Source organism: Oscillospiraceae bacterium (assembly GCA_015067255.1).
In the GTDB taxonomy this organism is placed as follows: domain Bacteria; phylum Bacillota; class Clostridia; order Oscillospirales; family SIG519; genus SIG519.
In genome coordinates, this window is record SVMS01000039.1 from 1 (window position 1) to 15,287 (window position 15,287).

At 38.4% G+C, this 15,287-nt stretch carries 12 protein-coding genes; 3 read left to right on the forward strand and 9 right to left on the reverse strand.

Annotated features, from left to right (window positions below; translation table 11 throughout):
• Nucleotides 1-76 precede the first annotated feature (76 nt).
• Together secA and E7480_07925 are read right to left on the reverse strand one after the other, a co-directional pair.
• A complete protein-coding gene (gene secA / locus E7480_07920) occupies nucleotides 77-2,809 on the reverse strand; it encodes a preprotein translocase subunit SecA (GenBank protein ID MBE6904515.1) in 2,733 nt (910 codons plus the stop codon).
• A 28-nt stretch (nucleotides 2,810-2,837) separates the two neighbouring features.
• Nucleotides 2,838-5,012 carry a topoisomerase IV gene (locus E7480_07925; protein MBE6904516.1) on the reverse strand — a complete coding sequence of 725 codons (2,175 nt, stop codon included), beginning with the start codon at nucleotides 5,010-5,012 and terminating at the stop codon, nucleotides 2,838-2,840.
• A gap of 147 nt (nucleotides 5,013-5,159) precedes the next feature.
• On the opposite strand from E7480_07925, the gene E7480_07930 reads away from it, so the two are divergent.
• Entirely contained in the window at nucleotides 5,160-6,038 is an 879-nt protein-coding gene (locus tag E7480_07930) for a hypothetical protein (protein MBE6904517.1), read from the forward strand.
• Nucleotides 6,039-6,042: 4 nt separating this feature from the next.
• Entirely contained in the window at nucleotides 6,043-6,960 is a 918-nt protein-coding gene (locus E7480_07935; protein MBE6904518.1) for an aldo/keto reductase family oxidoreductase, read from the forward strand.
• A gap of 320 nt (nucleotides 6,961-7,280) precedes the next feature.
• Here E7480_07935 and E7480_07940 read toward each other — a convergent pair whose 3' ends face one another.
• The 7 genes from E7480_07940 to E7480_07970 form a co-directional block, all read right to left on the reverse strand.
• The gene (locus E7480_07940) at nucleotides 7,281-8,384 is read right to left on the reverse strand and encodes a hypothetical protein (GenBank protein ID MBE6904519.1); all 1,104 of its coding nucleotides are present in this window, start codon (nucleotides 8,382-8,384) and stop codon (nucleotides 7,281-7,283) included.
• A gap of 405 nt (nucleotides 8,385-8,789) precedes the next feature.
• The gene (locus E7480_07945; protein MBE6904520.1) at nucleotides 8,790-9,014 is read right to left on the reverse strand and encodes a thermostable hemolysin delta-VPH; all 225 of its coding nucleotides are present in this window, start codon (nucleotides 9,012-9,014) and stop codon (nucleotides 8,790-8,792) included.
• 60 nt (nucleotides 9,015-9,074) lie between these two features.
• On the reverse strand, nucleotides 9,075-9,710 hold the full coding sequence (trmB, locus tag E7480_07950) for a tRNA (guanosine(46)-N7)-methyltransferase TrmB (GenBank protein MBE6904521.1): 636 nt from the start codon (nucleotides 9,708-9,710) through the stop codon (nucleotides 9,075-9,077).
• Between the two features lie 11 nt (nucleotides 9,711-9,721).
• A complete protein-coding gene (gene apt, locus E7480_07955) occupies nucleotides 9,722-10,240 on the reverse strand; it encodes an adenine phosphoribosyltransferase (GenBank protein MBE6904522.1) in 519 nt (172 codons plus the stop codon).
• Nucleotides 10,241-10,258: 18 nt separating this feature from the next.
• Nucleotides 10,259-11,389, reverse strand: a complete 1,131-nt coding sequence (locus E7480_07960; protein MBE6904523.1) for an iron-containing alcohol dehydrogenase — start codon at nucleotides 11,387-11,389, stop codon at nucleotides 10,259-10,261.
• An 18-nt stretch (nucleotides 11,390-11,407) separates the two neighbouring features.
• The gene (gene thiI / locus E7480_07965) at nucleotides 11,408-12,571 is read right to left on the reverse strand and encodes a tRNA 4-thiouridine(8) synthase ThiI (protein ID MBE6904524.1); all 1,164 of its coding nucleotides are present in this window, start codon (nucleotides 12,569-12,571) and stop codon (nucleotides 11,408-11,410) included.
• Nucleotides 12,572-12,577: 6 nt separating this feature from the next.
• A complete protein-coding gene (locus tag E7480_07970; GenBank protein MBE6904525.1) occupies nucleotides 12,578-13,723 on the reverse strand; it encodes a cysteine desulfurase in 1,146 nt (381 codons plus the stop codon).
• Between the two features lie 150 nt (nucleotides 13,724-13,873).
• On the opposite strand from E7480_07970, the gene E7480_07975 reads away from it, so the two are divergent.
• Nucleotides 13,874-15,136: an O-acetylhomoserine aminocarboxypropyltransferase/cysteine synthase gene (locus tag E7480_07975; GenBank protein ID MBE6904526.1), complete on the forward strand. Its 1,263-nt coding sequence runs from the start codon at nucleotides 13,874-13,876 to the stop codon at nucleotides 15,134-15,136.
• Nucleotides 15,137-15,287: the final 151 nt, after the last annotated feature.

The following is a 15,287-nucleotide window of genomic DNA, read 5'->3' on the forward strand; positions in this document are numbered from 1 at the left end:
CATTTTGGGGCTATTTTTTGTGTTTTTGAGTTCAACCTCAATTCTCGCAAACCCTTATAAAATAAGGGCTAAACGGCTATTTTCCACAACATTGTTTGTACTTCTTACCAGAGCCACATGGACAAGGGTCATTTCTGCCGACCTTTTCTTCTTTAGTTTTGCGTACTGTCTGATTTTTGGGCTTTTCGCCGCTGTGAGAAGAGCCTGTAACCTTAGCAACCTCTTTACGTACAAGCTGCTCCTGTCTTTTTACGGTAACAGTTAAAACACTTCTTACAGTTTGCTCTTTAATCTCATTTACCATAATGTCAAACATATCATAGCTTTCCATACGGTACTCTACTATAGGGTCACGCTGAGCGTATGCTCTTAAGCCTATACCCTCTCTCAAATCGTCCATACTGTCAATATGGTCCATCCAGTTAATATCAACCGCACGCAACAGCAATACTCTTTCAGCCTCACGCATAATTTCGGGAGTATTTTCCTCTTCCCTCTTAGCGTAAACCGCCATAGCTTTTTCAATGAGAGTATTTTTGATATCATCACGCTTTAAATTTTCCAGCTCATCAACAGTATATTTCAAATCATCGTCTGAAAGGAAAATTCCTAAGTAGCGATTTCTGATTTCAGCAAAGTCCCAATTTTCTACAAAGCTGTCAGTGGTAAGCTCGTCAACTGTTGTACTGATGCTTTCTTCAATCATTCTTGTAATGGTATCCTTAAGGTCAGCACCTTCAAGCACGCTTCTTCTCTGAGCATAGATAATTTCTCTTTGCTTATTCATTATATCGTCATACTCAAGGACATTTTTACGTCTTTGGAAGTTTATTCCCTCAATTTTCTTCTGGGCATTTTCTATTGAGTTTGAAAGCATTTTTGCTTCAATAGGCTGATTTTCATCAACCTTTAAAACATTCATAATGTTTGTAACTCTGTCTCCGCCGAAAAGACGCATAAGGTCATCTTCAAGAGAGAGATAAAAACGGGATTGTCCGGGGTCTCCCTGACGGCCTGAACGACCTCTCAGCTGATTGTCAATACGTCTGCTTTCGTGACGCTCGGTACCTATAATGAAAAGACCGCCCGCCTTTTTAACCTCTTCGCCCTCGGCATCAAGCTGAGGCTTTATTTTTTCATAGATTTCCTTGTATTTTGCTCTTGCTTCAAGAATTTCTTCATTATCTGTTTCAGCAAAGCCTGTAGCTTCATTTATAAGCTCTTCGGAATACTGAAGCTTTCTCATTTCCTGCTTTACAAGAAATTCCGCATTACCGCCCAAAATAATGTCGGTACCACGTCCTGCCATATTAGTAGCAATAGTTACAGCGCCTTTTTTACCTGCCTGTGCAACAATCTGCGCCTCTTTTTCGTGATATTTAGCATTCAATACCTCATGCTTTATACCACGTTTTTTAAGTAAAGAGGAAAGATATTCTGATTTATCAATGGAAATAGTACCTACCAGTACAGGCTGTCCCTTTGCGTGACATTCAGCCACCTGGTCAATAACTGCGTTGAATTTTCCCGCTTCTGTTTTATATACTACATCGGGGCTGTCCACTCTTGCCATAGGCTTATTTGTGGGTATTTCCACAACGTCTAAAGCGTAGGTATGCTGGAATTCCTGCTGTTCTGTCATAGCAGTACCTGTCATACCCGAAAGCTTTGAATAAAGACGGAAATAGTTTTGGAAGGTTATTGTAGCTAAAGTGCGGCTCTCGTTTTCAACCTTGACATTTTCTTTGGCTTCAATAGCCTGATGCAAGCCGTGAGAATATCTTCTTCCGTACATAATACGGCCTGTAAACTCGTCAACTATGAAAACCTCTCCGTCCTTAACAACGTAGTCAACCTCTCTGCGCATAACGCCGTGAGCCTTTATAGCCTGATTGATATGGTGAGAAAGCTCGTTGTTTTCAGGGTCTGTCAGATTTTCAATATTAAAATGCTCGCAAGCCTTATCAACACCGTTTTTGATAAGAATAGCAGTTTTTGCCTTCTCATCAACAACGTAATCACAGTCATAGCTGTCATAGCTTTCCTTATCATTAAGCTCGGGAACCTTTTGCCATTTAAGCTTGCGAACAAAACGGTCTACCAATTCGTACATCTGTGTACTTTTTTCAGCAGCACCTGAAATTATAAGAGGAGTTCTTGCCTCGTCCACAAGAATAGAGTCAACCTCGTCGACTATTGCAAAATTATGTCCTCTTTGTACCATCTGCTCTTTATAGTTAACCATATTGTCACGCAAATAGTCAAAGCCGAATTCATTATTTGTTCCGTAAGTAATATCCGCATTGTACGCTTCGTGCTTCTGAGCTGTATCAAGTCCGTGAACTACAAGCCCAACCTTCAGGCCTAAAAAACGGTACAGCTTTCCCATCCATTCACTGTCACGGCGGGCAAGATAATCATTTACCGTTACTATATGAACACCCTTACCGCTTAAAGCGTTAAGATATGCGGGCAAGGTAGCAACAAGGGTTTTACCTTCACCTGTTTTCATTTCGCTTATTCTTCCCTGATGAAGAATAATTCCGCCGATAATCTGAACGTCATAATGGCGCATACCTAAAACTCTTTCTGATGCCTCTCTCACCGTTGCAAAGGCTTCGGGAAGCAAGGAGTCAAGGCTTTCACCGTTTGCTATACGCTCTTTAAATTCGTTTGTTTTTGCTTTAAGCTCTTCATCGGATAATTTTTTAAATGCTTCTTCAAAAGAATTTACCTTCTCCAAAAGAGGCATTATTCTTTTAACTTCCTTTTGGCTTCCGATACCAAAAAGCTTTTCTAAAAATCCCATTTATATCTATCCTTTCAAAAGGCTATAATTAAAGTGTTAATTGATCGTTATCCTGGTCCTCTCCCTTTAAGAAGCAGCCAACGGCAGGAAGAGTTTTTGTTCTGTAATAATCGGGCTTTTTAAAGGTATCCTCTTTAAGAAAATCCATTTTAAACAGATAGTTTTTACCCTTTTGAGTCATTACGGCAACACCCTGAGTATCTCTTGATGCCTTAGGTGCTATTGCGCCTGTATTTACTATAAGCACCTTGCCGTTTGAAGAATGAAGCACTAAATCGCAATCGTTTTCAAGCTGTAAAAACGCAACTGCTTCCTCCTTTGAAGAATATGCATTTATAAGCTTTTTGCGGTTGGTTTTGGTTGCGTAAGAGGAAAGCTCAACCTTAGCTACTTTACCGTTTCTGAAAGCAACACATAAATAGCCCTTATAATCGGTAGTAACAACTGCAAAAACAACGTTTTCTCCCTCTTCAAAGTGCATAACAGAGGGTAAATATTCACCTAACACGCTTGCCTTTGAATCTGCAAAATCGTAAAGATGAGCTTTATAAGCCTGAAATTTATCGGTAAATACTATAAGCTCTGCTTTGTTTGTGGTTTCAAAGCTTTGAGCTATTGTATCGCCCTCTTTTAGCTTATGTTCTCCGCCCATTCTCAAGGAGAGAGGAGTTATCTTTTTAAAGTAACCGCTTTTTGTTATAAATACTGTTACAGGATAATCTTCGATATTGCTTTCTTCGCTGTATTCCTCTATTTCATCCTGATAAACAATATCGGTAAGTCTTTTTGTGCCGAATTTTTTATCAACAGCTTCAAGCTGTTTTATAATTATTTTTCTGATTTTTGCTTTACTCTGAAGAGTTTCTTCTAAATCGGCAATATCCTTTTCAAGCTGCTCGGTTTCGTCTATTCTCTTTAAAATATACTCTTTATTAAGGTTTCTCAGCTTTATTTCTGCAATATATTCAGCCTGCACCTCATCTATTCCAAAGCCTATCATAAGGTTAGGAATTACCTCTGCCTCTTCCTCTGTTTCACGGACAATACGTATAGCCTTGTCAATATCAAGAAGAATTTCTCTTAAGCCGTACAAAAGATGCAGTTTTTCTTTTTTCTTATTAAGGTCAAAAAAGACCTGTCTTTTAATACATTCTGTACGGAAAGCCGTCCATTCCTCTAAAATTTCGGCAATACCCATAACTCTGGGCATACCGCCAACCAAAATATTGAAATTACAAGGGAAGCTGTCCTGCAGAGGAGTTTGCTTATAAAGGCGTGTCATAAGCTTATCAGCATCGACACCGCGCTTTAAATCTATAGTTATTTTAAGACCTTTAAGGTCAGTTTCGTCACGGATATCAGAAATTTCTTTAAGACTTCCCGCCTTATAAAGCTCGGATATTTTATCCATTATAGCTTCTACTGTGGTAGTATAGGGAATTTCTGTAATTTCTATACAATTTTCCTTTTTGTCATAAGTATATTTCGCACGTACCTTAAAGGAGCCTCTTCCTGTACGGTAAATTTCGTTTATAGTATCGTGGGACATTATTATTGTGCCGCCGGTGGAAAAATCGGGAGCAATAAGAGTTGAAGATATTATATGCTCGGGATTTTTTATATATTCAATAGCGGTTTTACAAACCTCTGACAAGTTAAATGAGCATATATTTGAAGCCATACCGACAGCAATACCCTGATTGGCATTTACAAGCACATTAGGATAAGTAGTGGGCAGTAAGGTAGGCTCTTTCATAGAATTATCGTAGTTATCTACAAATTCAACCGTATCCTTATCTATATCTGCAAAAAGCTCTGTGCAAATAGGGTCAAGCTTAACCTCTGTATATCTTGAAGCCGCATATGCCATATCTCTCGAATAGGCTTTTCCGAAATTTCCCTTAGAGTCTACAAAAGGGTGCAATAATGCCTGATGTCCCCTTGAAAGACGCACCATAGTTTCATAAATCGCCTGGTCGCCGTGAGGGTTTAGCTTCATTGTCTGTCCCACAACGTTAGCAGACTTTGTACGGGCATTATTTATAAGTCCCATTTTATACATCGTATATAAAAGCTTGCGGTGAGATGGCTTAAAACCGTCTATTTCGGGAATAGCACGGGAAATAATAACACTCATCGCATAAGGCATATAATTTTCTTCTAAGGTTCTTGTAATCTGCTGTTCTATATGCAAATTGTCCATTCGTTTTTCTCCTTGACATTACAGATTGAATTTGATATCCTAATTGAGCATACTATAACTATTGTAGTATATCATAAGTTCATTTCTTTTTCAAGCATAACAAAATAATTTAAAAATCAGTTAACAAAAGAAAGGTCAGCCTTTATTATGAAAAAATTATTTTTATTATTACTTCCCGTGCTGCTTTTATGCTCCTGTAATTCAGTGCCTGAACAAAATGTTTCCTCTGAAAGCATTTTAAGCTCACAAATTCAAAGCGAAATTTCCTCTTTGCCCTCAAGCTCTGAGGTAGAAGAGCCTGAAGACCCCACAGGCTTCAATGTCAACGAATCGGGCCTTCCTATTTTGTTGTTTCACCATTTGGTGAAGGACGAATATGCGCAGCAGGTCAGCGGAAATTCAATTATCCACACAGAGTCCCAATTTGAAGCGCAAATCAAGATACTGTATGACAACGGCTACAAGGCTGTTTCCCACGAGGACGCTATTGCCTTTTTAAAGGGTGAAAAAACCTTGAGAAGAAAAAGCGTTCTTATAACCTTTGATGACGGATATAAAAGCAATATAGCTATTGCAGCCCCTATTTTACGCAAATACGGATATAAGGCAATACTTTTTTCAATGACAAGGTTTTATGATGTTCCCGATATGGAATATAACCCCGACCCTAACGCTTGGCAGTATATAAATAAAACAGATATCGAAAAAAATACAGATGTTTTCTTCTTTGCCTGCCACGGACACGATAAGCACATTGACTATACAACCTCTAATAAGCAAGAGGTTATTGACGACATAACAATCTGTAAGGAAAAGCTTAACGGCTGTGAGTATATTGCATATCCTATCGGAAAGCACAACGAAGCTGTCAGAAGCTTTTTGAGAGAGCTTGGCTTCAAATACGGCTTTTCCACCTATGAAAACCACGCAAAGCCGGGTATAGACCTTATGAGAATACCCAGATATACAATTTTTTCTCATACAACTCCCGAAAAGCTTCTTAGCGTTGTAGAAAAAAGGCAGTGATAAAATGAAATATGTAAAGCTTGGAAAAACAGGACTTACCGTTCCTGCAGTTGCAATCGGCTGTATGCGGCTTACAGGTTTAGAGCCTGAGGATGCCGAAAAATTTTTAAAAACCGCAATAGAAAACGGCGCAAACTTTTTTGACCACGCAGACATTTACGGCGGCGGAGAGTGTGAAAGACTTTTTTCAAAGGCTCTTAATATGTCCCCGTCTGTACGCGAAAAGGTTATAATTCAGTCAAAATGCGCAATTAAAAAAGGAATGTATGACTTTTCAAAGGAGCATATATTAAGCTCTGTAGATAAAATTCTTCAAAGACTCAACACCGAATATCTTGATGTTTTATTGCTTCATCGTCCCGATGCGTTATGTGAGCCCGAAGAGGTTGCAGAAGCCTTTGATGTTCTCAAAACAAGCGGAAAGGTGCGTCATTTCGGCGTATCTAACCATAATCCTATGCAAATTATGCTTTTGGAAAAGCATTTAAACGTACCTATAAACGTTAATCAACTACAATTTTCCGTAACAAACTGTACTATGATATCAAACGGAATAAATGTAAATATGGAAAATGACAGTGCTGTCTGCCGTGACGGAAGCGTTCTTGATTTTTGCAGACTTAACGATATCACAATTCAGCCCTGGTCTCCTTTCCAATACGGCTTTTTTGAAGGTACTTATATTGGAAACCCCAAGTTTGAAAAGCTAAATGAATGTCTTGAAAAAACAGGAAAAGCTTACGGTGTTTCAAGCACTTGTATAGCTTTGGCGTGGATATTAAGACACCCTGCAAATATGCAGCCAATTATCGGCACTATGAACATTCAAAGAATGCTTGATTGTATAAAGGCTTGCGACATAAAGTTAAGCCGAGAAGAATGGTACGAAATATATACAAGCGCAGGAAATATCCTTCCGTAAAAAAATGACTGTAATTGAGGCGCACTCCGTAAGGAAGTGCGCCTCAATTATATTCGCCTTCGGACAGTTTTCGGGGCGAATATAATATAACGAAAGTCGTAAGGCTTTCATATAACTTGACCGTAGGTCAAATATCAATGCAAACTTTAGTTTGCAATATAACTTTACCCACCGAAAAGGATATTTTTTTCAGCAAGTATTTGCCCTTCTCAAAGCATATAACCCATTACATTTTCAATCTTTGAAAGTGTTATTTGTATTTTGCATAGAAAAACGGAGGCTACTTCATATGAAGTGTCTCCGTTCTACATTCTATTTTATCATGCCACGTATACGATCATACGCACGCCGTCATAGTATAGTGTAAGATTATAACGTGTTCCGCTTGCCGGAGAAAAGATTCCGTCCTCGCAGTCAAGTCCTTTATATACAAAGGCGACATCTACGCTTGAATTTACAGTAACAGAGGGCATATCAAGACAGGTAAAATCAATCCCCATAGTATCTCCTACGGTAACATAAGAAACATTTATGGTAAGTGATTTCAACGGAGAGCTTTCGGAAGAGTTGTAAATTGTATTATTCATAAAAGTAACAGATAAATTTTGAGTATTTATATTATGAACACTCGGGAAAGTCATTCTTTTATTTATTTCTTCATATATGGTTTTTACTTTGCCGTCTATATTTACATATCCAATAGCAGCAGAGCTTCTCTCGCTTGAATTCGCAACCATAGCATAAGTTGCATGATTAGCGTATTTCACAGCTTTTTTTAAAAGATTCGGTTCATAATCTTCAACTTCAAGCGCCGCTACTCTGTCCACAACAGCTTTATCTGCATCCGAATAGTTGTTGTCGGTAATTTCTCCCATTCCAGTTTTATCAAGCTTGTTTTCAAGAGCATCGGAAAGTCCTTTCACATCTGTTATGTCAAGCTTTTCTTCCAATGGAGAAGCCATAGCTATACAAATTTTTCTTATACTTTCATTTTTTTGCTCGTTAATTTCTATGTTTTTTCCGCTTTTAAAAACAAGTCCCGACGGTAAGGGATAAGGTGCTCCCGCATCTGCCGTCAAGGAATCAGATAGAAACGGAAAGCTTGAAATTTTAGTTGTAAAGCATCTGACCTGATCCTTTGAAAGTGCTTTAAAGGAAATTTCACTTATTCTTGCATTTATAAGACTGCTCTGAAGCTCTATTCCCTTATCATCTATAACAAGCTGAACTTTTTTTGTTTTTGAGCCGTCTGCAAGAAGTATGTTTTTTTCAGTTTTAAAAATAACCGTTTTTATATAGTCGGAAAGCTCTTCGGGGAAGCTTGCTGTAAGCAAGGTTACGTTATTTTCATTTTCTATAACTCCGTCGCATATTTCAGGGGTTACTGAGCCGTATTTGTCAATAACATAATGTATCTTTTTCATTTTTATTACTCCTTTCTTTTTATTTGCTTCTATTTTTTAAAACATACTGTGCAATTTAGTGTAATTTTTTGCAAAAAAATAAACACCACGAAGGCATTGTATCCGTAAGGACACAACGCCAGTTTTATTCGCCAAAGGCGAGTTGTATTGCTTCGCAGTTATATTTGTCTTGGGCAGTTTTAAGGCGATAAAATAACACTAAAACCGCAGGTTTTAATATAACTTTGCTGTTATACAAAATAACACTGTGAGACCTGTTTCACAATATCACTTTTTTTGAGATGGGTGAAAGGGCTTTAGGCTCTCTCTTAGCAAGTGGCGTTTAGCGTCCAAATGCCTTGCTTGTGGCGGTATGATGCAAAATTAAAAGAAGTACGAATTTTTCGTACTTCTTTTTACTGCCCTTTAGGGTGCAACCCATATCTTTGATATTCGTTTGTCCTCAGGTAAAATTTTCTCATACTCTTTCCAACGTTCTTGCCTTATTGGCAAAACAGGGTGCGCATAATCGTCAAACAAAAGCACAAGAGCAGGAGAAATTTTATTATGCCTTTGAGTATAATAATAAGCAATAAGCTTTTTCTGTGCAATTAGCTTTTTAGCAATAGCGTGATAGTTGAAATACTGAATGACAGCCACCTCACCGTTTCAAAAACTTTCACGCCGATAGTTTAACCCAAAGCTTTATTTTTATAATTTTTTCAAAGTCAGCATATGTATAGGCATACCCTGAGAGCTGAATTTATACTCATATTCAGTGATAATATTATCCTTTGCTCTGTCGCTGTTATGCAAATCGTAGGTTACATAAGTAAGTTCAAAGCCTTCAAAAGCTCCCATCTGCTCAACCGAAAAATCAAAAAGGTCCCGATTGTCTGTTTTAAAGCAGATTTCGCCGCCGGAGGTAAGAAGCTCTTTATACAGCTTTAAAAAGTTGGGGTGTGTCAATCTTCTTTTATGCTGCTTCTTTTTGGGCCACGGGTCGCAGAAATTTATATATACACATTCAAGACTTTGAGGACTGAAAAGCTCCTGTAAATTTGCCGCATCACCAATAATAAAGCGCACGTTTTCAAGCTGTGCCTCTGCCGCTTTTTCTACCGCCATAACCGCAACGTCGCTCACCTTTTCCATGGCAATAAAGTTGATTTGAGGGTTTTGCTGTGCCGCCGCCGTTATAAAGCTTCCCTTTCCGCAGCCTATTTCAAGGTGCATAGGGTTATTGTTTTTAAATATACTTTCCTTTTCCAAAAGCTGACATTCTAAAAGAATGTCGCTGTGCTTTTGTAAACGGTCGTTTGTATGTTTTTTCTTTCTTGCTCGCATTAAATATCACCTTAATATTGTACTAAAGAATATACAGGTGCTTTAACATTATCTTTTCCCTTTAAGTCTAAAAGCTCTATAAGCATAATAGAGCCAAGCACCTTAGCTCCCTGCTTTTCACAAAGCTCTTCCATTCCTCTTAGGGTACCTCCTGTAGCTAAAATATCGTCAATAATAACTATTTTGTCTCCTTCTTTTATAACGCCCTTACGCATAAAAAGGCCGTTGTTTCCGTATTCAAGAGAATACTCAACACCGATATTTTCACCGGGAAGCTTTCCGGGCTTTCTGACAGGGATAAGGGGTAAATTGTGTTTTGCCGCAACAGGACAGCCAATCCAGAAGCCACGGGATTCGGGAGCAACTATATGAGTTACCTCGGGGAATTTTTCTTTAATTATTTCAATAAAGCTGTCAATGGTAAAGTTATAAGCCTCAGGATTTTTTAAAATAGGAGTAATATCACGGAACAAAACGCCTTCAATGGGGAAATTGGGAAAATCATCAATATAATTTTTAATGTCTAACATTTAAAAAACCTCTTTCTTTTAATTGAATTTATTTGTAAAAAGCTTTTTATAAATTTCAAAAACTTCTTGCTCTTCCAAATTAACAAGAGCGTTTCTTATGCTTGCGGAATCCTTGCTAAGCTCTGTATATTCATAGCAATCGTCAATACTTAAAGTGGGACGAGCCCCGCTAAGACTTTCGATTCCTGTTATAAAATCGTCAATAGAAGCTTCGCCCGTAGCTTCCGCAATAAGCTTTACCCCGTTTTCATCAATCTTTGACATTCTGCGGATAAATTCGGGTAAGAAATACGCACAGGCTTTACCGTGTATAATATTCTGACGGGATGTCAGAGCATAGCTCAAAGCGTGAGGAAAACAGGTTCCTGTTTTATTTATGGCAAGACCGCCGAAAATAGAAGCAGTTAAAAGATCCTGTCTGCAAGCGCCCTCTATCTGACGCTTTTCAACTATATTCTGCCAATGAGCTTTAACTATTGCTTTCCAGCCTATTTCAATAGCTTTTAGAGCGTAGGTTTTGGAAAGGCAGTCCGCCTGTTTTGAAAAATAGGATTCAACGGCGTGACATATAATATCAAGAGCCGAGGAAGATGTAATTTCCCAATTAAGTGTATTTGTATATGTACTGTCGCAAAGGGCAACAGTTGCATAGGTAAGGTCATCTTTAAAGCTTCTTTTATAGGGCTTTCCGTTAAAATCAAAGCTCAGTACCGAAACCTTAGTAACCTCGCTTCCCGTTCCTGCAGTAGTTCCTATAAGGATAAAAGGAAGCGCAGAGGTTACTTTTTTTGTAAAAATATCATTGGGCTCAAAGTCGGGGTTTTTAGTGTAGACAGCCGCTGCCTTTGCCGCATCCATAGCAGAGCCGCCGCCTGCACCGATTATAAAATCAGCTTCAAATTCTCTTGCCAGCTCTCCTGCATAATGACAGGTGTTGACGTGAGGATTTTGCTCAACCTCCGAAAAGGTTATATATTCTACCGACATTTTTTCAAGAGCAGCAATAAGGTCATCAAGCAGTCCGCTTTTTTGCGCCGCTGTTCTCCCTGTCATTATAAGACATTTTTTGCCAAAGGAGGAATAGTCAAATTCTTTTACACAGCCTGTTCCCGAAATCACACGCACAGGCATAAAGGTATTGAAAATCATAAACTCAAATCCTTTCTTTTAAACTATCATCAGCTCGGTATTTTCAACTGCGTTTTGTATAAGAGCTTCCATATCAAGCTTTGCTTCCTCAGCTATAAGCTCATAGAGCTTCGGCTTTGTTTTCGGGTGCTTGGGAGCAAAGACTGTACAGCAATCCTCATAGGGTAAGACAGAGGTCTCAAAAGTATCTATTTTTCTGGCAATTTCAATTATTTCATCTTTATCAAGAGCAATTACAGGACGAAATACAGGAATACTTACAACGGAATTTGTAACCGCCATAGCCTCCATGGTCTGACTGGCAACCTGACCTATACTCTCTCCCGTTATAAGTCCTATTGCGCCTGTTTTCTCTGCTATTCTTTCTGCTATACGCATCATTATTCTGCGCATAAGCACTGTGAATAAATCGGTTTTACATTTATCTCTGAGCTCTTCCTGAATTTGAGTAAAGGGAACAATATGCAAGGCTATTCTTCCTGTATATGCACTCATTTTCTTTGCAAGAGTTATTACCTTTTCCTTTGCACGTTCGCTGGTGTAAGGGTAAGAATGGAAATGAATTGCTTCCACTATAACTCCTCTTTTTGCAGTCATATAACCTGCAACAGGACTGTCAATTCCGCCTGAAAGAAGCAGTAGTGCTTTTGAGCTCATTCCAACAGGAATTCCGCCTGCACCTTTTACCTCCGCCCCTCTTATAAAGGCATTGTAATCTCTTACCTCAACAAAAACAGTTACATCGGGATTTATTACGTCTACCTTTAAATGAGAAAATTTTTCTAAAATTTTACCGCCTAATTCAGCGCAAATCTCAGGAGATGTCAAGGGGAATTTTTTATCTGCCCTTTTCGCCGAAACCTTAAAGGTTTTAGCGTTTTTCAGACGCTCATATAAATACTCCTGAGCCTTGGCGGAAATATCCTTCATATCTTTTTCACATACAGCACAGCGAATAACTGTATTAAGACCGAAAACCTTTGAAAGAGCAACAACGGCAGTATCTATATTCTCATCGCCCAAAGGCTCAACATACACAGTAGACTGTGCGCTGTAAAGCTTAAATTCTCCGAGAGGACGAAGAACATATCTTAAATTTTTCATCAGGCGTTCCTCAAAGGTACGCTTGTTCTGACCTTTAAGCACCATTTCGCCTTGCTTTAAAAGTATTATTTCTCTCATTATTCTTTATCCTTTCGGGTTTACTTTTGCAAGAGATTTATCAGCTTCAATAAGCGCCTGTGTAAGTGCATCTATTTCCTCTTTGGTATTAGAAGCGCAAAAACTTACTCTTATTGAGCTGTCAATAACCTTTGACTCAAGCCCCATAGCATTTAGCACAGGAGAGCCTTTTTTCGATTTAGACGAGCAGGCGGAGCCTGATGATACATAAATATCCTTACTCTCAAGAAAGTGCAAAAGCACCTCGCTTTTAATGCCCGTAACAGAAAAATTTACTATATATCCCAAATGATTTGAGGGTATGTTAAGTATTACCTCAAAGGGAAGTGCCTTTAATTTTTCAATAAGATAAGCACTTAACTCGTTTACCTTTTTCTTGTCCTCATTGATTTTTTGCGTCTTTATTTTGCAAGCAAGTCCAAAGCCTGCAATAGAGGGCATATTATATGTTCCGCTGCGGATATTTTTTTCCTGACCGCCGCCGCAAATATGAGAAACAAAATTTGTACCCTTCTTTATATAAAGAGCGCCTACACCCTTGGGACCGTGCAGTTTATGGGAGCTGATGCTCACAAGGTCTGGAGAATAATTTAAAATATTTTTGATTTTTCCAAAGCCTTGAATATTGTCTATATGGAAAAGCCCTCTGCTTCCAACCTGCTTCATTTTCTCTTTTATTCCCGACAAATCAAGGATTTCGCCCGTTTCGTTGTTTACGGACATACAGCTTACCAAAATAGTTTCTTTAGTTATAGCATCAAGAATATCCTGATTGTTTATTTTATTGTTTTCAGGCTTAATAAAAACAATCTCAAAGCCTTGTTTTTCCAAAGCAAGACAGCAGTTTTTAACAGCGGGATGCTCAATTTCCGTTGTAACTATTCTTTTGCCCACGTTCTTTTTCGTAAGAGCAGTACCGAATACGGCAATATTATCGCTTTCCGTTCCGCCCGAGGTGAAATAAATCTCATCCTCACGGCACTGTAAAAGCTGTGCAACCTGAATACGTGCCTCAGTTACATATTTTTCAGCATTAAAGCCAAGACGGTGTAAGGAAGAAGCATTACCGAACTGCTCCTTTAAAAGCTTTGCAACAAGCTCAAAAACGTCGTCATATAAAGCTGTCGTAGCGCTGTTATCAAAATATATCAATCAATTCACTTCTATCTTATTTTTCAATCATTTTATTTTATCAAATTTTTACACTTTTTTCAAGTACCGATATAAAATTTAGATTGTTTTTTAGATTTTTATATGCTATACTGTAAATAATATATAATACTCTAAAGAAAGGATAAGAAAATGAGAGACGAAACTAAATGCCTACACTCAGGCTACACACCTAAAAATACAGAACCGAGAGTTGTACCTATATATCAAAGCACCACCTATGTATTTGACTCTACTCAGGACGTAGGAGATGTATTTGACGAGCCTACAAAAGCTCTGATATATTCACGCTTTGCAAATCCTACAGTTATGGCTGTTGAAGCAAAAATTGCAGATTTAGAGGGCGGTATAGGCGCTATGTGCACCTCCTCCGGTCAGGCGGCTTCTTTGCTTTCAATTTTAAATATATGCCATGCCGGAGACAGCTTTATAAGCACCTCGCAAATATACGGAGGCACCTTCAATCTTTTTGCTGTAACCCTTAAAAAAATGGGTATCGAATGTATTTTTGTTGACAGTAATGACGATGAAGAAACTATCAATAAAGCTTTTAAAGAAAATACAAAGGCTGTTTTCGGAGAAACAATAGCAAACCCTGCTTTGACAGTATTGGATATAGAAAAATTTGCAAGAGTGGCTCACGCTCACAATGTTCCTCTTATTGTTGACAACACCTTTGCAACGCCTGTTTTATGTAAGCCCATTGAATTTGGTGCAGACATAATTGTAAATTCCACCTCAAAATATATGGACGGCCACGCGCTTCAGGTAGGCGGTGTAATAGTTGACAGCGGAAACTTTGATTGGACCAACGGCAAATTCCCCGAATTTACTGAGCCTGACGAGTCCTATCACGGAATTTGTTACACCGAAACCTACGGAAAAATGGCATATATAATTAAAGCAAGAATGCAGCTTATGCGTGATTTCGGAGCATATCCTGCCGCAAATTCCGCATTTCTTTTAAATCTTGGCTTGGAAACTCTTTCTATAAGAATGAAGCAATACTGCGAAAATGCTATGAAGGTTGCTGAGTATTTTGAAAAAAGCGACAAGATTGAAAAAGTAATTTACCCCGGTCTTAAGAGTGACAGCTGTTATGCTCTTGCTCAGAAATATTTAAAGGGCGCAAGCGGTGTAATTTCAATTATTGTTAAGGGCGGAAAGGCTAATGCCGTTAAATTTATGGACGGCTTAAAGCTTGCTTCAAACGAGGTACACGTTGCAGATATAAGAACCTGTGTATTGCACCCTGCAAGTGCTACTCACAGACAGCTTAGCGATGAACAGCTTGTAAGCGCAGGAATAAATCCCGGTCTTGTTCGTTTCTCAGTAGGTCTTGAAAATGTTGATGACATTATCGAGGACATCGAACAAAGCCTTTCTAAAATCTAACCCCCTAAAAAAACATTGAGCTTTAGATGAATTGTCAAACTAAGTGCAACACTTTTTAATGCAATCGTCAAATAAATCCAAAGGTTTTTGATAATGTAAAACTTTTTTAGGCCTGGAGTTAATCAACTCCAGGTTCTTTTTTAATGTTGTA